This window comes from Pandoraea anhela (genome assembly GCF_902459655.1).
GTDB classification, from domain to species: domain Bacteria; phylum Pseudomonadota; class Gammaproteobacteria; order Burkholderiales; family Burkholderiaceae; genus Pandoraea; species Pandoraea anhela.
The window spans coordinates 1-21,308 of record NZ_CABPSB010000023.1 but is presented as its reverse complement, the minus strand read 5'-3'; the positions used below and the strand labels follow the sequence as shown (position 1 = coordinate 21,308).

Below are 21,308 nucleotides of genomic sequence, written 5' to 3'. Positions count from 1 at the left end.
GGACGGTGCGAACGCAGGGCTTCGCCGCAGGCGCTCGCACCGAAGCGCCTTCATTGACGGATCATGTGCAGATCGGGCGAAGATCAGGCGTACATCAGACGTGAAAGCGGCGCGCGGAAACCGTGCGCGATGCCCCTGCACGACGACCGCTGGCCAGACGCAATGCCCCGCGAAACGGCTCCGGGAATGTTAGGACGTTGCGGAATACATGCCCATCGGGTCACGACCCGAAATGGCGTCGGGATCGCTGGGAGGCTTCGCTAAATTCGTCGTATTCACAGCGCTCACTGATTCCGACTGCCCTTCCGGGCCTACCGGACACGTTGCGCTCATCGCATGCGTTGCATTCGTTGCATGCGTTGCCTTTGTCTCGGCCGTCGCACTTGTCGCATCTATCGCATTCACCTCCCTCGTCGAATCGGAGCGACTCGTCGCGTCAGTCGGGGGCTCAGGCGTGTGATCGATTTTTACAGCGAGGCGTCCGTCTCCGAAACGCAGCAGACAGCCATCCGTCCAGGGAACGCCGTCTCGCCAAAGTGCCAGGCGGCTTACCGTCAGCGCGCTGTGCGTCGTCGGCGGCGGTGGCGTGATCTGACCGTTGCGCCACGCCGTCAGCCAGGGCACGGGAACTTGCCTTTCGGCGATGACCGCAACCAGCCGGATACATCCCGGCGCCCCCGCTTGGCGAATACTTTCACCGGCCGTGTCGAGTGCGACGACATGGCGCCCGGCAGGCTGTCCGTCGCGCATGGCGATGGCATCGTCGCCATCGATGAGCCAGTACTCTCCGGAAGTGACGTCGGCGGCGACGTCGAGCAATACGGCGCCGCCATCGAGAAGGCCGTCGCACATCGACGCGGGCAGCGCCGCCCATCCCACCGCCATGACGCACCGGCGCTCGGGAAAACCGCTTGGATCGAGCGGCCCCTCGCACGGCGAGGCATGACGACAGCGCGCCTGCAACCACGAGGTCATGCCATCGAGATACGGCAACGCCAACTGGCGTCCTCCGCGACGGAGCACCATGCCCATCCGCCATGTCGTCTCGACACGCTCGCGCATGACCGATACCCCGCGAGGCCACGGCGCGAGGGATGACTCGGCATCCGATGTGCCCTCCTCCGGGCTTTGCGTCGCGAAGGTGAGCGATGCGGCGCTGGCTTGCCACGCGGGCGGCAAGGCATCCCACGACGGCACCGGCAAGCTCGGCGAAAGCCATTCGATCCACTGCTGCGCGTCGCACCAAAAGCGCACTTCGCCTGCCACGCCGTCATCGACATGCGCCGTCACGACAAGCCCTTCGCCGCCGATGCGCAGCCACCCGACACGCACCTCGATATCCCCCTCGGCAAATGTCAGGCACCCATGACCTGCCAGTACATCGTCAAGCGATCCGGCGACGATCGACGCCCCACGCACGATTCCCGAACCGACATCCGTCTCAGGGGACATAGCGCGCCTCGACTTCGATGGTGACAGGGAGGGCCAGACGTGAGGTCAACGTGCGGGACAACGATCCACGGTGCGCCAGCAGACGCCGATACATAGCGAGTTGGACACACAGCAGGCTCACGGTAATGCCCTGGCGGCCGCGTCGCGCTTCGACCACCAGTGCATCGAGCGCACCACCGTGCACCATGACGCGCAACACGCTCCCCCCCTCCCAGCTGGCTTCCTGTCTTTCATGCCAAACCCGCAGCCAGCGGAGAATATCGACCGGCCCGGCAACTCGCGCCGTCGATTCGCTCGCCAGCGTAAAGGCCCGCTCGCTCCGCGCTTCATCGCGCCCGAACCGGCGAGTTGAGGTGTCGCTTCGATGTGTCAGATGCGAAGGCGATCGGTCGGCCCGACTGCCGAATGCATCGAGTGAAAGGCCACTGCGGCGGATCGTACTCATCTTGTATTCCTCCTGATGGCAAGGGATGGGCAACCGTTGAAATGCGTCTCGCATCGACAGGCGTCGACGGTTCAAGCGCGGTAGCACGTGAGTAGTTCACGCAGCTTCTCCTGTTTGCGCGCGTTGTCCCGTAATCGTTGCTGCTGCTCGAGCCAATGTGCCCGGGCCTGTCGCGCATGCTCCAGCGCCCGGAGATGGCGCGCCTTCGCCTCATTCAGCGACACCCGCTCCTGCTCCACCGAGTGCGACGCGCCCGCCGCTTCGCGAGGTCCGTAGACACCGCCTTGCGTCAATGCGTCCAGCCACGTGCGATGCTGCGCATCGCGCTCACGCTCGCAAGCGTCGACCGCAGTCTCGGCGTCACGCAGCGCCACCGCCAGACGCGCCAACGCGGCGCGCATGCCTCGCTCCCGACGTCGTGCGAGCATCGCCAGCGCAGCGATGCCGTCACGGTCCTTCAATTCGCGAGATGTTCCAGCCATGAGAGGGTATCGTCGAAGGGCGCCACGTCGTGCTGCGCCTGGCAAAGGAATGCGCGGATATCGGGCGCCCGCGCAAGCGCGTCATCGGTATCGGGATCGTTGCCGGACTGATACTCGCCGACACGCACCAGCAACTCCACGTCCGCCGCAAGTGCCATCGCTCGCCTGACGCGTGCCGCACACGCCACGTGTCGCGGGTCTGCCACTTGAGACATCACACGGGAAAGACTTCTCGACACGTCGATGGCGGGATAGTGGTTTTCCTGCGCCAATCGCCGCGACAACACGATATGACCGTCGACGATCGAGCGCACTTCGTCGGCCAGCGGTTCGTCGAGGTTGTCACCTTCGACGAGCACCGTGTAGAACGCCGTGATGCTGCCGCGCTCTCCCGTGCCTGCGCGCTCGAGCAACCTGGGCAGGCGCGCGTAAAAGCTGGGGGGCAGTCCGCTCGTCGCGCCGAGAGGCTCGCCAGCCGCCATGCCGATGTCGCGCACCGCACGTCCGAAGCGCGTGAGGGAATCCATCAGCAACAGTACGTCTTTCCCCTCGTCACGAAACGCCTCGGCAATCGCGGTGGCCGTATAGGCAGCCTTCATTCGCTCCAGCGCGGGACGGTCGGACGTGGCCACGACGCACACGGTCCGCGCCCGGGCTTGCGGCGTTAGCGCCTGTTCGATGAACTCCCGCACCTCGCGGCCGCGTTCGCCGATCAGCGCCAGCACGATGACGTCGGCCCCCGCGCCCTGGCACATCATGGCGAGCAAGGTGCTCTTGCCGCCGCCCGCCGCGGCGAAAATACCCAAACGCTGACCGCGCCCGCAGGTCAGCATGCCGTCGATGGCGCGAATGCCGATGGGCAGGCATGCGGACACCAGCGCCCGACGCATCGCCGGCGGTGGCTCGGCCTCCAGCGCTCGCCACTCGACTTCCAACGTATCTGCGTTGTCGGACACGAGCGACGCCCCGGCATCGGCCTGCGAAGCGCTAGCCCCCAATGGACGACCCAGCCCATCGAGCACCTGGCCAATCAGATGACTGCCCACCGCCACACGCGACGCCGTCCCCAAAGCCTGCACCAACGCCCCATTGGCCACGCCATTCGGTTCCGCGTAAGGCGCCAGCCAGACGTGTCGGCCTTCGACGGCGATGACCTCGGCCTCCAGCGCGGGCGACACCACGCGGCACCGCTCGCCGAGCGCCGCACCGGGCAAACGCGCGCGCATGGCGTTCGGCGTGATCTTGTCGATGCGGCCATAGCGCACCTCGCGGCGCGCGCCCCGGCGCAGGTCTTCGCACGACTTTCGCTGGGCGTCCAGCGTGCGACGCAGTCCGTTGGCGATTCGCAAGGCGTCGGGGCGTCGCATGTCAGAACGCTCCCTGTACGTCGATGGTGCCGAGCACGCGCACATGCGGTTCGTCGGCGACTTCCTGAAACGACAGTACCGGCAAGTCCGCCCGCTCACGCTCGATCAGTTTTCGAACGAATCGCCGCACGTCCATGGCCGTGAACAGCACGGCAGGGGTGCCGTCGTGAGCGTTGAGCGCTCCGTCGATGGCATTCAGGATGGCATCCGTTTGCGCCGGATTCAGGTCGGCGTAAGAACCCGATGAGGTCTGCCGAACCGCTGCACGTACCACGTCCTCGATACCCCGCCCCACGTTCCATCCGGTGATATGCTCCGTGCCCCTGCGAAAACGCCGGATGATGTGGCGGCGCAGACTCAGCCGCACGTACTCCGTCAGCATGATCTGATCGCGCTCGCGTGGCGCCCACTCGATCAGCGCCTCGAACACGCGCCGCAAGTCGCGAATCGATACGCCCTCGGCGACAAGGCGTTGCAAGACTTCCGCCGTGCGGCTGATGGGCAACTGCCGCTGCAATTCCTTGACGAGTTCGCCGTAGCGATCCTCCATCGCATCCATCAGGAAGCGCGCCTCCTGAACGCCGAGGAAATCGGCGGCGTGAGCGTCGATCACCAGCGACACGCAATGCGCTATGCGATCCGCCCCATCGATCACCCGGCCGCCCCGGTCCGCCCACTCGGCGCGCTGCACGTCGTCGAGCCAGAACAGCGGCTGCCCGCCGAACCCCAATGGCGTCTCTCGCGGCGCACCGGCCACAAGGCTACGCAGCGCCACCACCGGATGCGCAGCGTCGTGATGTGCCAGCGCAGCGTCCGGCACGACGTCGATCGTCAGCACACTCTCGTGATACAACTGGACGTCCAGCGCAACGCCCGGCAGCGCGGTATCGACGACCACTTCGACCTCAGGCATCGGCACGCCGAAGTGCTCGAACTTCTGGTTTCGCAAGGCATCGATGCGCTCGGTAATCGTGGGAAGGCCACCACTGGCATCGGCCAGCGCCACCCCGACTCGCGCCAGCAGCGGTTGCGCACCCGGCCGCCCCGGTCTGGCCGCGCCGGCCCCGGGTTTGCCGGCGTCCTTCGCGCTCCTGCCGTCTCCCGCAACCCGCCCGACCCACCATGCAGCCCCGCCCGCCAGCACACCGAGCAAGAAGAAGTAATGCATCGGGAAACCGGGAATCAGGCCGAACAGCACGAGCACAACGGCGGCCAACATCAGCGAGCGCGGCTGCGCTGCCAACTGGTCGGTGAGCTCGCGCGCCAGATTCCGACGCTGCTCCCCCGGCACACGCGTCACGATGATCCCGGCCGTCACGGCGATCAGCAATGCGGGAATTTGTGACACCAATCCGTCGCCGATGGACAGAATCGCGTAGATCGCCGCGGCATCCCCTGCGCTCATCCCACGCATGAACACGCCGACACCAATGCCTCCGAGCAAGTTCACGACGATGATGACGAGCCCGGCGATAGCGTCGCCCTTCACGAACTTCATCGCGCCGTCCATTGCGCCGTAGAACTGACTCTCTTTCTGGACGACACGTCGCAGACGCTTCGCCTCGGCAGCATCGATGGTGCCCGCGCGCAGATCGCCGTCGATGCTCATCTGTTTGCCCGGCATGCCGTCGAGCGAGAACCTTGCACCGACCTCGGCAACACGCTCCGAGCCCTTCGTGATCACGATGAAATTGACGATGGTGATGATCAGAAATACGATCATGCCGACGACGATGTTCCCCCCGGCCGCGAAGTCGCCGAAGGTGTAGACGATGTCGCCGGCATCCGCATGCAGCAGGATCAACCGGCTCGTGCTGATCGTCAGCCCGAGCCGGAACAGCGTCGTCATCAGCAGGACAGAAGGGAAGGCGGAAAAATCCAGCGGTTCGTTGATGTAGAGCGCCACCATGAGAAGCAGCAGCGATACGCCGAGATTGAGCGCGATGAGCAGATCCATCACCGACGGCGGCATCGGAATGATGATCATCAGCACCGTCACGAGCAGCAATGCGGCAAGCACGATGTCCTGACGCCCGGCAGCAGCGCGCAGCCATGTCAGCACATACGTCATGAACGCACCTCCCGTTGTTGCTGCGCGTCGATACGTTCGAGCAGCCGGCGCATGCGGGTCAGACACGAAAACCACTCGACGACCTGCGAATCGGCGCTCGCAGGTGGCGTGGCGATCAACATCGGACGTCCCTGCGCGACACAGGCGCGCACCGGAATGCCCAGACTCCATTCGGGCACACAGGTCTGCAAGAGCAGGGGCAACCATCGCTGTGCACGTACGGCGCGCTGCATCAACGTTACCGCCAGCGTGACGCCATGCATATCCACGTCCGTCATCAACACGCACGGCGCAAGCGACACACGCATTCGCGGCATAACGCGTTGCGGCGGCAATGCCAACAATTCGAAAAGCTGTTCGAGCTTGCGCTGGGTCTGGGTGTCCATCGATGCCGTGCGTCGGGAGAGCGCTTGCACGATACGCAAAGCGCGGAGAGCATTCTGAAAACAGGAGCGAAGATGGTCTCCCATTCGCTTCGAGATCGGCTATCCGGCGCAGACCTGAAATTCTCTTCGGGCATTCGGACGATTACTCGTACCGGCGATCCGACAATGTTCGGCTTGCGTATCAGATCATCATGCGCAACCGATGCGCCCATCGCACGATGTCGGCAACGTTGTGCGCGTCGAGCTTCCGCATCATGTTCAGGCGATGCGTCTCCACCGTCTTCACGCTGATCGACAGCAGTTGCGCGATGTCCCGGTTACGTTGCCCTTCCGCCACCAGCTTCAGCACCTGGCGCTCGCGCAGCGTCAGCAGCTTCTCCGGGACCTCGACGGTGCACGGATCCAGCGTCGGCGGCGCGCCGGTCGGGTCGTGTACGATGCCGAACACTGCCGGATCGACAAAGCGCTCGCCGCGCATGACGACGCCCACTGCGTTGATCAACGTGTCGCGCGAACTGCTTTTCAACACGAACGCCCCCGCCCCCGCTTCGAGCGACTGACGCGCCCGTTCGCCGTCGTCGCTCGCGGAATGCACGACGATCCGCAATGCCGGCCAACGCTGAATGCACTGCCGGATCACATCGATGCCGTCCATACCGGGCAAGCCCAGATCCAGCACCATCAAGGCCGGCCGGTGCATGACACAGGCTCGGTACACATCGAGCCCGTTTTCGACTCTTGCCAGCACACATCCTCCGAGTTCGTCTTCAATCAAACGGCAAAGCCCATCGGCCAGCAACTCGTGGTCCTCGACAACGATGACACCCATACACCCCGTCATTCGCAGCTCCTCGACAGTTCAGTTAATCGTTAGCACTCATGCGGATTTTTGTTCACTCTCTTTCGACTTTGGGCAAGCCGGGCGAATCTTGTGCCTTCACCTGATACGCGACATAGGAAAACACCGCAAATCTCAAGATTCGGCAACGACTTCAGGTCTGCGCCGGATGGCGTTCACGACACAGCGCTTGATAATGACGGTCCTTGTTCGCGATGCCTGACGGTCCACAACGGCAAGCACGACGGCCTGTGCGCATGCGTCGGCAACGTTGGCGCCGTCGTCACTGTCTCCGACCGTCGCAACGTGGGCGGCGCGCCCTGCCGGAACACGTCCGCCATTCTTCCCCGGTGCCTTGTGCGCCACCTCCGACAGATACCTATGCGTTTGCCATTTGCGCTTGCCGCTCTCGACTGGATTGCCCCACGCGACGTTCACGGTGCGCGCACCCTGCTCGACCTCGGCGGCAAACGCGGTTGGACGTGCCGGGCCGTCGGTGGCTACTGCGTGGCAACGGCAGTGGAACTTCCCAGACGTCAGGCGTCGCCGGCACAGCCGCTTACGACAGAACCGCTTATTGCGGCCTTGGCAGCGGATGACACGGGCGACGCTTCCCTCGTGCGCTGGCTCGCACGCATCTCGCTCGTGCTCGCCGGACAGACCGAGTTGCGCGACGACAGCTTGTGCATCGCGAACGAAACCGTCTGGTGGGTTCACCGCTTCGACACCGACATCTGCGCGGCGCAGGTCGAGGTGCAGCTTCGTCGCCAACTGCTTGCCTGTGAGATGCTGTCGTCGCAAGGTGCCGAGGCCTCCGGCACGATGGCCGCCTCCACGACGCCGACCGCAGATCACACCCGTATGGCGAACAACGCCGGTGCGGCCGGCACGGCGCGGCCTCCTCATTCGCTGCGGCACGGTTGACCATGCGGCACGCACCCAGCTATTGCCCCCGCCACGCGTGGCCCACGCCTTGCCGCGTCTCATGGATCGTGCGGCTCGCCGCGATATGCGTGATGGCCCTGACGGCGATCGGACTCGCCACGGGAACAGCCGACGCGGCGCAGCCGGCCCCGACGAACACGGCAACTTCTCAGGCCGTGCCGATGTGGCGTGGCGGACCCTTCGTCTTCCAGAGCGCCGGAACACCGCTCGCGGAACTATTGCGCGACTTCGGTGCGCATCATGGCATTCCCACGGTCGTCAGCCCGCAGGTGGACGATCGATTCATCGGCACCTTGCCTGCGGGCGCCGCGCAAGCCACGCTGGATGCACTCTCGGAACGTTATCGGCTTTCGTGGTACTTCAACGGGCAGACGCTCAACATCTATAAAGCGAGCGAAGCGACTCGCCGCGTGATGCCCCTGCGTTACGCCTCCCCCGGCGACCTTCTCGGGCACCTGCGCGATGCTGGTGTCCTCCACCCGCAACACTGCGTCGCACGGGCGATTCCGGCAACACATGCCCTCGAAATTGCCGGTGTTCCTGCGTGCATCGAGACCGTCTCCATGCTCGCGGAATATGTCGAGCGCGACGCGCGCGACCGGCAGGAGAGCGAAGAGACCATCAAGATATTTCCCCTGAAATTCGCAACAGCGGACGACACGAGGTACTTTTATCGCGGGCAGGAAGTCGTCGTCCCGGGCGTAGTCAGCGTACTGAAGGATCTGATTCTGGGGGCCGGGCCGCTCGTCGCCACATCGACGGGCACGCATGCACAGGGGGTGCCGGGGGGCGCGACGACCTCGACCGAAATCGCCGTCTCCAGCGTTACGCAAAACGGCACCCCCCGTTTCTCCGCAGACCCTCGCCGCAACGCCGTCATCGTGCGCGAGCGCCGCCGCAACCTGCCGATCTACGGGGATCTCATCGCCCAGCTCGATGTCCGTCCGCGTCTGGTCGACATCTCGGTCGCCATCATCGATGTGAACGCCAGCGACATCGCCGAACTGGGCGTCGACATCTCCGGCAGCGCGCGTCTCGGCGGCTTCGGCAGCGTGTCGCTCAACGGGCAGGGAGGCCACGCCGGCGATGGCGACTCGGGCACCTTCACGACGCTGGTCGGGGATACCAACAAGTTCATGCTCAATCTGAGCGCACTGGAGCGCAACTCCAAGGCGCGGGTGCTATCGCGCCCGTCCATCGTTACGCTCGACAACATGCAGGCCGTACTCGATCGCAGCGTGACCTTCTATACGAAAGTTTCGGGCGAAAAGGTCGCGAAGCTCGAAAGCGTCACGTCGGGGTCCTTACTGCGGGTCACGCCACGCCTCGTGCCGAACGAAAGCGGGGAGGACCGGACGGACATGAGCAGGTGATGCTCACACTCAACATCGAGGACGGCGGGGAGGTCCGCAGCGATCGCAATGTCCGCAACGAAGTCCCGACGATTCGCAACTCCTCGATTTCGACGCACGCCACGCTGCAAGCGGGGCAATCGCTACTCCTCGGCGGTTTTGTGCAGGACGCGCAGCATGAACATGAGCGCAAGATTCCGTTGCTGGGCGACCTGCCGCTCATCGGACGATTGTTTAGCTCCACAAGCAACCGCAACGACAGCGTCATGCGTCTGTTTCTGATCAAGGCCGAGCCCGCGGCCGCACTACCGAGCGCCTGACGATGCTGACACTGACGCTCCTCGACGGCCCGCTCGCCGGGCGCCCGATGCCGCTACCGCCGGGCCGGCTCACCATCGGCAATGGCGACGCCGACATTGCGATGACGCTCGAACACGACGGACAAGCCGTATTGCATGTCGACGGCAATCAGGTACGTCTCGTCACACGCATGCCGGTCTGGGCGGGGGGTTTGCCGCTTGCCGAAGCGAATGACGCGAATGAAGTGGATCAAGTGGACGAGACGAACGACGCACGTCAAACCTCGCGCCTTCCCCTGCATACCGTCATCGATCTTGCCGGCCTCGGACTGTGGCTGAGCGACGGCAGTCAGGCACTGCCTGCGCCACTGCCCAGACGGCCGGCGAGACATGACGCGCAAACGCCTTGCGCGAACGCCGGGACAAGTCACCTGCCCACAGGCCATCGCCGAAACCACAACGAGCGCCGCTCTCCTGCCGCCTGGCTGGCAGTCACGGGGCTATCCCTGCTGATCGCAGGCGCCGGCGTTGCGATGTGGCGAACAGGCACTGCCAACGTGATTTCCCGACCTCCTCAACCCGATGCGCTCAAGGCGTTGGCCAAGCACATCGCCCCCAATGTCGTTCTGAGTACGACTGGCAACGCGGTGCGACTGTCCGGCGGCTGCATCGACGACAACGCACGTGCACGGTTACGCGCCGAGGCGCGCTGGCTGGGAAAAGCGCTGAGCGACGACACATGGTGCGCGCAAAGTGCCGTGCAGACGGTGAGCACCCTACTGCGCATGCATGGTTTCGGTCACGCACAGGTGAGCGTCGCTGCCGACGGTGCGCTGCTCGTGAGCGGACCGCTCGTCGCCGATGCGCGCTGGCGCGCCGCCTCGGATGCACTCGATGCACTCGCACTACCCCATGGCTGGCGCGTTGCCGATGGGACGGCAGGCAGTTTCGACCGACTGGTGAAGACGTTACGCGAAGCAGGGCAGTTGCGGGGTGTCGACATTTCACGCGACCGCAATGGATGGCGGCTGACCGGCGCGCTATCTGCGGGACGTCAGGCGTCGCTCAGAGGCATTGCCAATGCGTGGAATCTGACGGGCCATGCCATGCCGCTGCGTATCGAGCCACTGCCGCCCCCCATCCCGACGTTGGGCGAGACAGGCTTCTCCGCACCGCTGGTCAGCATCGGCGGCTCGCCCGGGGCGCCCCAGATCACCCTTGCGGATGGCACCCGCCTGGCGCAAGGCGTTCGCCTGCCTGGCGGCACGCGTATCCTTGCGATCCATCCGGATGGTGTGTCGATCGCCGCGCATGACAGGCTTTTTTATCTGCCTCTCACACCGGAGACCCAACATGACGATTCATCTGACCCGGATTGAAGACGCGCTTGCCGCGTCGCCTCACGCGATATCCCGCGATGTCGGCGCTCAACTCGATGCCGCAAGCAAAACGCTCGACACCGCGCTTCGGGCGCCACTCACGCCTGCGCAACACGCTCAGGCGCTCGCGCAGAAGCAGGCGGTCTGCGCAGCCGGAGCGATTCTTGAAAGTATTACGCGCCGCTATAGCACATCGTATGGAAAAGCGCCGTAAGAAATCGCCAATCAGAAGCTGCGCGACACGCGCGATGCAGACACCCACGCCGAACACAGCCGACGGCATGGTGCGCAGGTGCCCGGAAGCGACAACGCGGTACGCGCGACCAAAGTCCCGGGAGACTGATCGTGGGAACCTTCTCCATCGTCCCCCGGTCGCGCGGCTCGCATTCCTGCTTTGCCCCATGACGCCCGCACGGGGCGCGTCATCGACTTCTTCCACTCTCAACGCTTATCATGCCCAGTTACGATCTAGCGCAAACACTCGTCGAAGCCCTGAAGTTGATCGGCTGTGACCCCAGCAAGATCGACGCCGTCGATAATCACTCGCCCATCGAACTGACGTTCAACGCTTCACCGAGCATCATTGTGGAAACGCTCGATAATCAGGTGTGCAGCATTCACGCCGTGGTAGCCACCGACGAAGCTGCGCGTCTGCACAGAGCGAACAGCGAGCGGCTGCTCCAGTTCCTGATCGAGCCTGCGGAATGGGCGGTCACCGGGCACGTGCAGTTGCGTGAGCGCGACAACCGTCTGATTCTCCACGCACAGGTCAAGGAAGACGCCGCAGCAGAAGCAGAACCCTTCGCGCAGGCGCTCACCGATTTCTACGACCGTATCAAGCTCTGCCGGGAACACTTGCGGGCCTGATTTGCATGGCGCATGGTTCATGCGCCAATTGCATTGGCCCCCGCCGCCCACCCCCGCCGACAACTGCCTATCCCCGTCTGCACACCCACCGCCGACACTCCACAGATAATCCACCGACATCCACCGACACGCCGCAGAAACCCGTCAACACCGGCCCATCTGCCCATCTGCCGATATGCCCCCGGGTCATCCGGCGGCGGCATCACTTTCCTGCGCGAGGTCGGTGCGCCAGACATCGAGCGCCTCTTCCAGCGTTTCCCGTTGTGTTTCGTCACGAAAACACCCCTCATGAGCCGACTTGATCAGTTGCGTGAGGCCTCGCGCAAAGGCATATCTGACATCGACGCTCGCCATTCCCAGATACGCCGCCCGCTGTGCGAGCCAGTCGGCGCCGACCCATGACTGGTCGAGCAGCGTGAGCATCTCGGCAATCATGGCGTCCGTCTCGAACGCCCGCATGCCCGCTGCGCGCAAGGCATGCGCCGATTGCTCGCAGGCAGACTCCAGTGTCAGAAACAGCACGACACGTCGCAGGTCGTCGACGACCGCGCTCAGACGCTGCGTATCGACGTCGGCATCCGCGTGCTTCGCCCCCAACTCCAGCCCGAGCGCCTGCATGAGCACCCGCAATCGCGCGTGACGCTGCGGCAACCGACGACACGCTTCGAACCACTGCGTCAGCGTTCTGTGCGGCCCCTGCGACTGACGAAACAACGATTTTAGCTGCTGCATCAATGCCGTTCCCGGCGACTTTCCGTCGCCGCATTCGAGCGCTGCGAATGCCTCGATGCTCCACGTATCGGACGCCGTCAACGCATCGAGCGTCCGTCGCAATCGCGCGCGCGTGCCCGCATCCAGCCCACCGTCCGCCAGCCACGCGGCGACGACCAGCGCGGCATGTCCCGGGGACATCTGTGCCTGTCGAATGAGTTGCTGAGGATCGGGGACGAACGGCAGGTCGCGAAGTTGACTGCGCAGTTTCTCGAACTGTGCGCTATTCACACGCGCCAACCGATGCATCTGCTGCTCGAACAGCGCTCGCGCGCGCTGCTTGTCGTCCCGCACGTCCCGCTCGCCGGGACGTCGGAAGCGCACCCCCAAAGCAAAGCTGAGGTTCTCCTGCGACTCGGCGAACGCCGCCTCCTCGTTCTGCGCGATGGTGGCCTCGATCAGCGCGACATGACCGGGAACCTCCGAGAGCGTTCCCCGAGACGACTGAGCATCCGCTTCGAGCCCCTGCCATTCGTCGGCCAGAATGCGAGCCCGGGCCTTGTTCTCCTGAGGTGTCTGAACGCGCGCATTCGCGGATGCCGGCAGGCGCTCAACCATAGGCCACCTCCAGACTCGGACCGACACGCAGTCGCTCGATGACCGCAGCCAGATCCGCATCCAGATCGAGACATACCGTGACCCACTCGCTTTCGATACGCGCCTGACGGTCGGTGAGCGTCGCGTCCGGTGAGCATGGCAGGACGATATCGGCGTCGCGCAGCGCATTGGCGATCGCGTCGTGCTGGGCCGGCGCCACCCGCATGAGCAGCGCCCCTTCGCGCACGAGACCCGGCAAGGCTTGTCCCACGCGATGAGCGAAACGCTCGCCGACATCGAGTTTGTCGACGAAATTCTTCAATGCCCCGGTCAGCACGTCGGCCACCCGTCGCTCCAGCGAGCGCACGATCTCACGCTCCATCGACGCCTCATCCACGAGCCATTGCACTGTCTGTGCGACAGCTGCCTGCCGCGCGGATTCGGCCATCGCGGCCGCCTCCGCTTTTATCCGCGCCTGCGCCGCTTCCTGCCACGCACTGCGTTGTGCGTCAATCTCGCGCCGTGCCTGTTCGAGTGCCGCCTGCGCAGCTTCGCGCTCGGCGCGTGCCGCCTCCATCCAACGAACGCGCAAACCGGCCTCTTCACGCAAGCGAGTGAGCGTATCGCCGGAGACCACCGGCCCTGCCGGTGCGGGGCCAGCAATCGTTTCCATCGGTGTCAGTGCATAGTCGATGACATACATAGCATCCTCTCCAACGCCGCAAGACGCGGCCAGATGTCGTCTACGACGGGCAAATCGGACGGCAGCGTCGGCGCGTTGTCCGGCGGCGGCAACAAGATTCGCGCCGCCATGTGCGCAGTGACGGCATCGCTATCGGATATCGGGGACGCGAGCGACGCGGCGTCGAGACAAGCACCGGTTACCGCCAACGCGGCCGAAGCGATCGACTCGGACGGAAACTCGGGACTCGACGGCCAGTCACGGCGCATCAGCAACAAGCGATCGCATTGCCACGCGTCGAGCCAGCGCGAGAGCGCGCGGCGATAAGTGCCGAGCAGCAGATAGTCCGGGCAGCCCAGCCAACGCAAGCCATAGGCCAATGCCACGCGACGCAGGTTGGGTAGCAGATTCAGGATGGTGTTCGCCACATCGCTTTCGGCCGGCACGCAGCCCCGCGTCCGGGCGACAGAGGGCCATCCGCGCCGCTCGATCAACAGTCGATCGACGTGCAAACGACACGCGGGATGTCGACGGTAAGCCGCCTTCCACGCCGAGAGTCCCAACACGTCCCACCACCCGTCGTCCATATGCAAGCCGGGTTGCCAGATCAGACAGGCCAGTCGCGTGCTTGCGATCACGATGTCCTCATGACACGCCGACGAAGGCGTGCGATCCAAACCTCCCTTCGTCGCCAGGTCACGACGCCGGCAAATCCGAGCACCGCCACTGCGCCGGCAAACATGCCCCATCCCAGCCACGGTCGCCACTGTCTCTCACCCCCTGTGCTATCCGCCTGCACACCGGCGCCGGCCTCGATCGCCGCACGCGGCAGCCGATAGTCGGCGGGCTGCAACACGATGCTGATACGCTCGGGCGACACGCCGGGCACGCTGTCGTGCACCAGACTGCGGATATCCGTCATACGCTGCACCATATTGATCTCGGGGCTGTACTTGACGAAGACGGCAACGCCCGGTGGCAGCGTCGCGCGCCCCGCCGAGTCGGTCGGCACCTGCGCGATCGACACTTCCGCGACCATCACGCCGTCGAGCGCCGCCAGCATGCGCTCCAGCCGTTGCTCCTTGAGAAAGATGAGTTTCGCCTGCTCCTGCACCGGAGAGCTGACGAGTTGACCCGGCGGGAACACGTCTTCGACCGACGCCCGCTTCTGACGCGGCAAGCCGTGCTGACGAAGTACTTCGACCCCGCGCACGAAATCGCTGCGTTCGATGCGAACGGTAATGCCCGCCGTATCGGCACGTTTGTCGGCCTGAAGCCCCGAGACGAGCAACAGCGCCAGCATCTGATTCGCTTCGGTCTCGCTCAATGCACGATGCAATTCGACCTTGCAGCCGGCGAGCATGAGCAAGACGACGCAAACGAGCCAGCCTCGGCCATGCATACGTCCGTGGAAAATCGCCATGATGAAATCTGCGATATGCCTGCTTCGGGTCATTGCATATGAACCAGCTTGTTCACCCCCTGGGTCGTCGCGCCGGCCACCTTGGCGACGATCTCCAGCGCTAGAACGCGCTCGCTTATCTCTCGCTGTGCGGCGAGCATTTGCGTCGGATCGTCGAGCGTTCGCTCGTCCAGCGCAACCCGCTGCGCGAGATGCTCCGTATTGCCAGCGAGTTTGCCCGCCGCGCTGAGCAACTGATGTTCGGGCAACGACGGCGCGTTCGCCAATGCCTGTTCGAAGCGAGCGGCATCGATATCGGTCCCGCCCAACGCGCTGGATGCCGTGGACGCGACTTTTGCCGACGTCTCAGCAGTCGCGGTGGGTGAGCGCACCGAAGATGGGGAGGCGAGGGAAGGAACGAAGGCAGTCGTCATGACGAGGGAACCAAAAGAGAGGGAGGAGAAGAAGTAGGAGGAGTAGTCGGAGTAGTGGGAGTAGGGGGAAACGATGCAGACGACAATGATGGCGATGATGGCGACGCTGGCGAAGATAAAGCGGCGCCAGGCCGTGATTGCACCGCGTCCGTGGCGTCGAGCCAGTGTCGTAGCACGTTGGCCGTAGGCACATCGGTCTCGCCACGTGCGACGAGTTCCGCAAGGCAATCCCGTGCCGCCGACGTGTCGCCCAGGGCGATGAGCAACGCTGCATTCAGGCACTGACGCGCCTCACGCTGCGGCACCAGAGACGGAAGCGCCCGAAGAATCACCCTCGCTTCGGCTTTCATGCCATGATGCGCGCCGGCGAGTGCGAGTTCGACAATGCACTGGCGAACCGCGTGGTCGAGCCACGGCGTGACGACATCTTCCGGACGATCCGCTAACGAAGGGAGCGACGACACCGATTGCATCGTCATCACGCGATCTTGGCGATGATGCCCATCAACGTGTCCTTGATGAGCTTGATGGCCGCACTGTGCAGCCCGATCGCCGTCGCGAACTGCTGCAACTTGAACTGCACGTCGAGCATGTGCCGGGCATCGTTGGTGCCCTCCGTACGCACCGCCTGCGACGCTTCGTCCGACATGCGCCGCACACTCTCCCCCATACCCCGATGGATTTCCTCGACGTTCATAGCACCCCCGCATCGGTAATCGCGCCGTGCCCTGCCACCAGATCGGCACGCATCGCCGCGTAAGCATCGGCGCGCGGCATCGCAACGCGGCGACCGCCGCGCTGCGGTGGCGTGCCCAGACGGATCTCCGTCGGCGCGCAATCGAAACGCTTGCGAAACGTATCGGTGAAGTGGGCGTGATTGGTGAAACCGCACTCCAGCGCGATATCGAGCACCTTGTGACGCGTTGAGAGCAACAGATCGCGCGCCAGCCGCAACCGTCGCTCCAACAACCACTGCTTGGCCGGCATGCCGTACGTCTGCTGGAAAAGGTAACGAAATTTGCGCAGTGGCATGCCGAACTCCTCCGCGAGACGCCCCACGGGCCATGGCCGGTGAAAATTCGCCTCGACGAAGTCGAACAGCGAATGACTGCCCGCGATCGTCTGCCGCAGCATCGCCGAGAAATAGCGCTGATCGCGGCACAAACAATAGACGTAGAAGAAACGCAGCATCGCCATTCGGTCGACGTTCTGCAATGTCATGGCCACATCCACCATCGTCGGCTCGAGAATCAGCGTGCGCGCCGCCTGACGGTGGAAGACACCCAGCGGACGACGGTCGAGCAGATCGACGACGTCCGGATACAGCGCCTGCAAGTCGCAGGCATGAAAATCGTGAGACACCACTGGCCCGTGGGCTTCGATCGTCGCATCCGAACTGGTTGCGGTCATGCTGCCCGCAGGCAACGCATGCACAAGGCCGTTCACATTGAGTTTGACGTCGTGGCGGCTGATCAGAAATCGCACCGTACTCATAGGCTCCTCCTCTGACGACAATCCGTCGGCGGGATGACAAAGTCGAAGCCCACACGATAGGCGAGTACGCGCGCGAGCATCATCCGGTGGACACCTTAATGTGAGTCGCCACAGGCTGCGCTTTTGGTATTTGGGAAGAAAACTATCGGGAACCCAAAAAAACCCGACGCCACATTGCGTCGGGTTTTTTGTCCGGACAGGAATCCGGCGGTATCGCCCGGGTCCGGTCAGACGACGGCAGCGGGGGAGAAACTGTCGGCCCGCGCCAGCGGCCAGTACTTTTCGTACAACTGGTAGCGGAACTGGCCGCGCAGCAAATCGCCCGGCGCCAGGTACTTGAGCGAATCGGACATGAGACGAATCTCATTGGACGACACCCGTTTGACGATGTGGTGCGCCCGCAGATCCGACGGATGCGACAACCCCGCCGCCTGAATCAATTCCCGCAAGGCATGCAACGTATGGGCGTGGAACTGATGCACGCGCTGCGCCTTGTCGGGCACCACGAGCGCGCGCTGACGCAACGCATCTTGCGTAGCCACCCCCGTCGGGCAACGGTCCGTATGGCACTTCTGCGACTGAATACAACCGATAGCGAACATGAAGCCACGCGCCGAGTTGCACCAGTCGGCGCCGATCGCGAGCGTGCGCGCGATGTCGAAGGCGGTGACGATCTTGCCCGACGCGCCGACGCGGATCTTGTCGCGCAACCCTGCGCCCACGAGCGTGTTGTGCACGAGCAGCAGCCCTTCCTGCAACGGCGTGCCCACGTGGTCGGTGAACTCCAGCGGTGCGGCGCCTGTGCCGCCCTCCGAGCCGTCGACCACAATGAAGTCGGGCAGGATGCCGCTCTCGAGCATCGCCTTCACGATGCCGAAGAATTCCCACGGATGTCCGATGCACAGCTTGAAGCCGGTCGGCTTTCCTCCCGAGAGCGTGCGCAGCTTGTCGACGAATTGCAACAGGCCCAACGGTGTGGAGAACTCGCTGTGGCGCGACGGCGAGATGCAGTCCTGCCCCATCGGCACACCGCGCGTCGCGGAGATTTCCGGCGTGATCTTTGCGGCGGGCAGCACACCGCCATGCCCCGGCTTCGCCCCCTGCGAAAGCTTCACTTCGATCATTTTCACTTGCGGCGTGGTGGCCTGCGCAGCGAATTTCTCGGCGCTGAACGTGCCGTCGTCGTTGCGACAACCGAAGTAGCCCGACGCCACTTCCCAGATCAGATCGCCGCCCTGCTCACGATGATGCGGGGAGATCGAGCCTTCGCCGGTGTCGTGAATGAAGTTGCCGAGTCTGGCGCCGCGATTGAGCGCGCGGATCGCATTGGCCGACAACGCGCCGAAGCTCATCGCGGAGATGTTGAAGATCGAGGCCGAATACGGCTGCGCCCGGTCGGGCCCGATGGTGATGCGAAAGTCGTGGTCCTTGAGCACGGTCGGGGCGAGCGAATGGGCGATCCATTCGTAGCCGGTGGCCCTGACGTCGACTTCGGTGCCGAACGGGCGGCTGTCGACGTCGCCCTTCGCGCGTTGATAGACGATGCTGCGCTGTGCGCGCGAGAACGGTGTCTCGGAGGTGTCGTCCTCCACGAAATACTGGCGGATTTCCGGGCGGATGAATTCGAACAGGAACCGCAAGTGCCCCCATAGCGGGTAATTGCGCAGCACGGCGTGACGCTGCTGCACGACATCCCAGACCCCGAGGGCGACCAACGCAGCGAACGGTATCGGCCAGAGCGGATGCCATCCGTCGGCGAGCACCAGCATGAGCGTTGCAACGAGCAACGCCACGGCGATCCAGAGAGCCAGAAATCGGCGCGAAAACATGAAACCTCCTAGGCTTTTGCGGGGGGACACGCACCGGCACGCTGCCGGGTGTCTCCCCGGCGAGCGCCGGCGGCTTCAATGCGTATTGAGGATGATGTGTTTCGAGGCAGTCGCCTTGCCAGTTGCTTTGTCAGCGGCTTGGGTGAGGGCGTCGCCCGTGCCCTCGTGCGCGCCCGAGACGGCAGGCGTGGTGGACGCGATGATGCCGCCGCCCAGGCACACCTCGCCGTCGTACAGCACGGCCGACTGGCCCGGCGTGACGGCCCATTGCGCGTCGGAGAACGACAGTGTGAGCACACCGGCCCCGGCGCGCACGACTTCGCACGCGGCGTCGGCCTGACGGTAGCGGGTCTTCGCGCCGCAGCGCGTGCCCTCGGCAGGCGGCTCACCCGCGACCCACGAGAGGTCTTCGGCATCGAGCGTGCCCGAGAGCAGCCACGGGTGATCGTGTCCCTGAACGACATACAGCGTATTGCTCGCCATGTCTTTACGGGCGACGAACCACGGCTCGCCGGAGCCGTCGCGACTGCCGCCGAGACCAATGCCCTTGCGCTGCCCGAGCGTGTAGAACGCCAGGCCGACGTGCTCGCCCACGACGGCGCCGTCCGGCGTCTTCATGGGCCCCGGATGGGTCGGCAGGTAGCGGTTGAGGAAGTCGCGGAACGGCCGTTCGCCGATGAAGCAAATCCCCGTCGAGTCCTTCTTCTTCGCGTTCGGCAGACCGATCTGCGCGGCGATTTCGCGAACCTTCGTCTTCGGCATGTCGCCCAGCGGGAACATCGTACGCGAGAGTTGTTTCTGGTTCAGGCGGTGCAGGAAGTAGCTCTGGTCTTTCGTGTGATCGAACGCCTTGAGCAATTCGAAGCGCCCGTCCCGCTCGCGCACGCGCGCATAGTGACCGGTCGCGATGGTCTCGCCGCCCAGCGCCACGGCATGATCGAGGAACGCCTTGAACTTGATCTCGGCGTTGCACAGCACGTCCGGGTTGGGCGTGCGCCCGGCCGAGTATTCGCGCAGAAACTCTGCGAAGACGCGGTCTTTGTACTCGGCGGCGAAGTTCACCGCTTCGACATCGATGCCGATCAGGTCGGCGACCGACACCACGTCGATCCAGTCCTGCCGGGTCGAACAATATTCGCTGTCGTCATCGTCTTCCCAGTTCTTCATGAACAGACCGACGACGTCGTAGCCTTGTTGTTTGAGAAGCCACGCCGTGACCGACGAATCGACGCCGCCCGACATGCCCACTACTACGCGTTTTTGACTCATGTGTTGCCCTGCCCCCCGGTCAGCGCCGGATGGGTCTGAAGTATGTCGAGGTCGTACCGCACCCCTCGCAGGTAATCGTCCATGCAGCGCTCAAGGATGGGCGAGCGGTGCCGCGTGCGTTGAGCGCGGACTTCCTCGGGGGTCAGCCAGAGGGTGCCGACGATGCCGTCGTCGAGCGTGCGCGACGCATCCAACTCGCCCAGCACACCGGTGAAGGTGAACCGCAGGTAGACGATGTCTTCCGGTCCCGGAGCGAGATAGATGCCGAGCAGATGCTGCGGTTCGAACGTATGCGCCGTTTCTTCGAGCACTTCGCGGCGTACGGCATCGAGGATCGACTCGCCCGGCTCCAGATGACCGGCCGGTTGGTTGATCAGCAGGCCTGCGCGCTTTTGCTCTTCGACAAACAGAAAACGGCCGTCGCGTTCGACGACCGCTGCAACCGTCACGTTGGGCTTCCAGCGTGCATTCATGGCACATCCTTGCGGGACGCGGGGAGATTACCCCGATAAAAGCGTCATTTTACCGTCTGACGGGGTTTGGCGCTGGAGACGGCCACTTTCACGACCGACCGGTCGGTCGGGGCACCGACAGCGCCGACAGCGAATTCTTGCGTACGCCTCGCCGAGGCATACCCAAGGGCTCATATTCATATGCCGTTTCGCGCAATAGGCGCGTTTGTCATCTTCGGGTAAGCTTCCAGCACCAGCAATGTGCAGTTGCAGTACCGCATCACCGGTTTTTGCAGAAGTTCGAATGCAGTGGTTTGTGCAGGACTAATGTCATCAGCGGCGAAACAGGTAGTGCGTCTGCCCCGGCAGCGCAGACGCTGCGGCTCCTTGGCCATCGTTCGTGGCGCTTGGTTTTGGCCTCTGATGAGATCAGTTCACAAACCCAAGGAGATAGGCAATGAAAATCGGCATCCCCGCCGAAACGCTCGCCGGCGAATCCCGTGTCGCGGCGACGCCCGAGACGGTCAAGAAGCTGGTCGCGTCGGGACATCAGAT

The 21,308-nt window shown here is 64.2% G+C and carries 25 protein-coding genes; 7 read left to right on the top strand and 18 right to left on the bottom strand.

What is annotated here, in order from left to right; all coding sequences use genetic code 11:
- Window positions 1–189: 189 nt before the first annotated feature.
- The 7 genes from PAN31108_RS22770 to PAN31108_RS22740 all read right to left on the bottom strand — a co-directional run bounded on the left by PAN31108_RS22770 (window position 190) and on the right by PAN31108_RS22740 (window position 7,044).
- On the bottom strand, window positions 190–1,452 hold the full coding sequence (locus tag PAN31108_RS22770) for a type III secretion system protein SepQ (RefSeq protein ID WP_150671043.1): 1,263 nt from the start codon (window positions 1,450–1,452) through the stop codon (window positions 190–192).
- Window positions 1,442–1,897 carry a hypothetical protein gene (locus tag PAN31108_RS22765; protein WP_150671042.1) on the bottom strand — a complete coding sequence of 152 codons (456 nt, stop codon included), beginning with the start codon at window positions 1,895–1,897 and terminating at the stop codon, window positions 1,442–1,444. The genes PAN31108_RS22770 and PAN31108_RS22765 overlap by 11 nt, the downstream gene beginning before the upstream one ends.
- Window positions 1,898–1,968: 71 nt before the next feature.
- The gene (locus PAN31108_RS22760; RefSeq protein ID WP_150671041.1) at window positions 1,969–2,379 is read right to left on the bottom strand and encodes a hypothetical protein; all 411 of its coding nucleotides are present in this window, start codon (window positions 2,377–2,379) and stop codon (window positions 1,969–1,971) included.
- Window positions 2,355–3,746 (bottom strand): FliI/YscN family ATPase, encoded by a 1,392-nt coding sequence (locus PAN31108_RS22755; protein WP_150671040.1) that lies wholly within the window; start codon window positions 3,744–3,746, stop codon window positions 2,355–2,357. The genes PAN31108_RS22760 and PAN31108_RS22755 overlap by 25 nt, the downstream gene beginning before the upstream one ends.
- A 1-nt stretch (window position 3,747) precedes the next feature.
- Entirely contained in the window at window positions 3,748–5,817 is a 2,070-nt protein-coding gene (gene sctV / locus PAN31108_RS22750; RefSeq protein WP_150671039.1) for a type III secretion system export apparatus subunit SctV, read from the bottom strand.
- Window positions 5,814–6,203 carry a hypothetical protein gene (locus PAN31108_RS22745; RefSeq protein ID WP_150671038.1) on the bottom strand — a complete coding sequence of 130 codons (390 nt, stop codon included), beginning with the start codon at window positions 6,201–6,203 and terminating at the stop codon, window positions 5,814–5,816. Before PAN31108_RS22745 ends, sctV begins: the two co-directional genes overlap by 4 nt.
- A gap of 181 nt (window positions 6,204–6,384) precedes the next feature.
- On the bottom strand, window positions 6,385–7,044 hold the full coding sequence (locus tag PAN31108_RS22740; RefSeq protein ID WP_150671037.1) for a two component system response regulator: 660 nt from the start codon (window positions 7,042–7,044) through the stop codon (window positions 6,385–6,387).
- A gap of 378 nt (window positions 7,045–7,422) precedes the next feature.
- Here PAN31108_RS22740 and PAN31108_RS22735 point away from each other — a divergent pair, with 378 nt between their 5' ends.
- The 6 genes from PAN31108_RS22735 (at window position 7,423) to PAN31108_RS22715 (ending at window position 11,883) form a co-directional block, all read left to right on the top strand.
- Window positions 7,423–7,965: a hypothetical protein gene (locus PAN31108_RS22735; protein WP_150671036.1), complete on the top strand. Its 543-nt coding sequence runs from the start codon at window positions 7,423–7,425 to the stop codon at window positions 7,963–7,965.
- Between the two features lie 92 nt (window positions 7,966–8,057).
- Window positions 8,058–9,359: a type III secretion system outer membrane ring subunit SctC gene (sctC, locus tag PAN31108_RS22730; RefSeq protein WP_217426352.1), complete on the top strand. Its 1,302-nt coding sequence runs from the start codon at window positions 8,058–8,060 to the stop codon at window positions 9,357–9,359.
- A complete protein-coding gene (locus tag PAN31108_RS26640; protein WP_217426351.1) occupies window positions 9,359–9,658 on the top strand; it encodes a secretin GspD/PilQ domain-containing protein in 300 nt (99 codons plus the stop codon). The genes sctC and PAN31108_RS26640 overlap by 1 nt, the downstream gene beginning before the upstream one ends.
- Window positions 9,659–9,660: 2 nt before the next feature.
- Entirely contained in the window at window positions 9,661–11,016 is a 1,356-nt protein-coding gene (sctD, locus tag PAN31108_RS22725) for a type III secretion system inner membrane ring subunit SctD (RefSeq protein ID WP_150671035.1), read from the top strand.
- The gene (locus PAN31108_RS22720; protein ID WP_174995112.1) at window positions 10,991–11,230 is read left to right on the top strand and encodes an EscE/YscE/SsaE family type III secretion system needle protein co-chaperone; all 240 of its coding nucleotides are present in this window, start codon (window positions 10,991–10,993) and stop codon (window positions 11,228–11,230) included. Before sctD ends, PAN31108_RS22720 begins: the two co-directional genes overlap by 26 nt.
- A gap of 239 nt (window positions 11,231–11,469) precedes the next feature.
- Window positions 11,470–11,883: an InvB/SpaK family type III secretion system chaperone gene (locus tag PAN31108_RS22715; RefSeq protein ID WP_150671033.1), complete on the top strand. Its 414-nt coding sequence runs from the start codon at window positions 11,470–11,472 to the stop codon at window positions 11,881–11,883.
- 186 nt (window positions 11,884–12,069) lie between these two features.
- Here PAN31108_RS22715 and PAN31108_RS22710 read toward each other — a convergent pair whose 3' ends face one another.
- The 11 genes from PAN31108_RS22710 to PAN31108_RS22665 form a co-directional block, all read right to left on the bottom strand.
- Complete coding sequence (locus tag PAN31108_RS22710; protein WP_174995111.1) at window positions 12,070–13,212, bottom strand: TyeA family type III secretion system gatekeeper subunit; 1,143 nt, start codon at window positions 13,210–13,212, stop codon at window positions 12,070–12,072.
- The gene (locus PAN31108_RS26500; RefSeq protein WP_174995110.1) at window positions 13,205–13,894 is read right to left on the bottom strand and encodes a hypothetical protein; all 690 of its coding nucleotides are present in this window, start codon (window positions 13,892–13,894) and stop codon (window positions 13,205–13,207) included. Before PAN31108_RS26500 ends, PAN31108_RS22710 begins: the two co-directional genes overlap by 8 nt.
- The gene (locus PAN31108_RS22705; protein ID WP_217426350.1) at window positions 13,870–14,511 is read right to left on the bottom strand and encodes a type III secretion system domain-containing protein; all 642 of its coding nucleotides are present in this window, start codon (window positions 14,509–14,511) and stop codon (window positions 13,870–13,872) included. The genes PAN31108_RS26500 and PAN31108_RS22705 overlap by 25 nt, the downstream gene beginning before the upstream one ends.
- A complete protein-coding gene (gene sctJ / locus PAN31108_RS22700) occupies window positions 14,508–15,296 on the bottom strand; it encodes a type III secretion system inner membrane ring lipoprotein SctJ (RefSeq protein ID WP_150671030.1) in 789 nt (262 codons plus the stop codon). Before sctJ ends, PAN31108_RS22705 begins: the two co-directional genes overlap by 4 nt.
- Window positions 15,297–15,325: 29 nt before the next feature.
- Window positions 15,326–15,709, bottom strand: coding sequence for a type III secretion system inner rod subunit SctI (gene sctI / locus PAN31108_RS22695; protein ID WP_150671029.1), 384 nt, complete (start codon window positions 15,707–15,709; stop codon window positions 15,326–15,328).
- Window positions 15,706–16,182, bottom strand: a complete 477-nt coding sequence (locus tag PAN31108_RS27210) for a DUF1039 domain-containing protein (RefSeq protein WP_370819718.1) — start codon at window positions 16,180–16,182, stop codon at window positions 15,706–15,708. Before PAN31108_RS27210 ends, sctI begins: the two co-directional genes overlap by 4 nt.
- A gap of 5 nt (window positions 16,183–16,187) precedes the next feature.
- The gene (locus PAN31108_RS22685) at window positions 16,188–16,406 is read right to left on the bottom strand and encodes an EscF/YscF/HrpA family type III secretion system needle major subunit (RefSeq protein ID WP_150671027.1); all 219 of its coding nucleotides are present in this window, start codon (window positions 16,404–16,406) and stop codon (window positions 16,188–16,190) included.
- Window positions 16,403–17,203 (bottom strand): helix-turn-helix transcriptional regulator, encoded by an 801-nt coding sequence (locus PAN31108_RS22680; RefSeq protein WP_246184099.1) that lies wholly within the window; start codon window positions 17,201–17,203, stop codon window positions 16,403–16,405. Before PAN31108_RS22680 ends, PAN31108_RS22685 begins: the two co-directional genes overlap by 4 nt.
- A 227-nt stretch (window positions 17,204–17,430) precedes the next feature.
- Complete coding sequence (locus PAN31108_RS22675; protein ID WP_150671026.1) at window positions 17,431–19,032, bottom strand: FMN-binding glutamate synthase family protein; 1,602 nt, start codon at window positions 19,030–19,032, stop codon at window positions 17,431–17,433.
- A 75-nt stretch (window positions 19,033–19,107) separates the two neighbouring features.
- Window positions 19,108–20,301: a tRNA 2-thiouridine(34) synthase MnmA gene (mnmA, locus tag PAN31108_RS22670; protein WP_246184098.1), complete on the bottom strand. Its 1,194-nt coding sequence runs from the start codon at window positions 20,299–20,301 to the stop codon at window positions 19,108–19,110.
- Complete coding sequence (locus tag PAN31108_RS22665; RefSeq protein ID WP_150671025.1) at window positions 20,298–20,774, bottom strand: NUDIX hydrolase; 477 nt, start codon at window positions 20,772–20,774, stop codon at window positions 20,298–20,300. Before PAN31108_RS22665 ends, mnmA begins: the two co-directional genes overlap by 4 nt.
- Window positions 20,775–21,210: 436 nt before the next feature.
- Between PAN31108_RS22665 and PAN31108_RS27045 the strand changes: the two genes are divergently transcribed.
- Window positions 21,211–21,308, top strand: a 98-nt coding sequence (locus PAN31108_RS27045) for a hypothetical protein (protein WP_150671024.1), incomplete at its 3' end; no start/stop codon positions are given.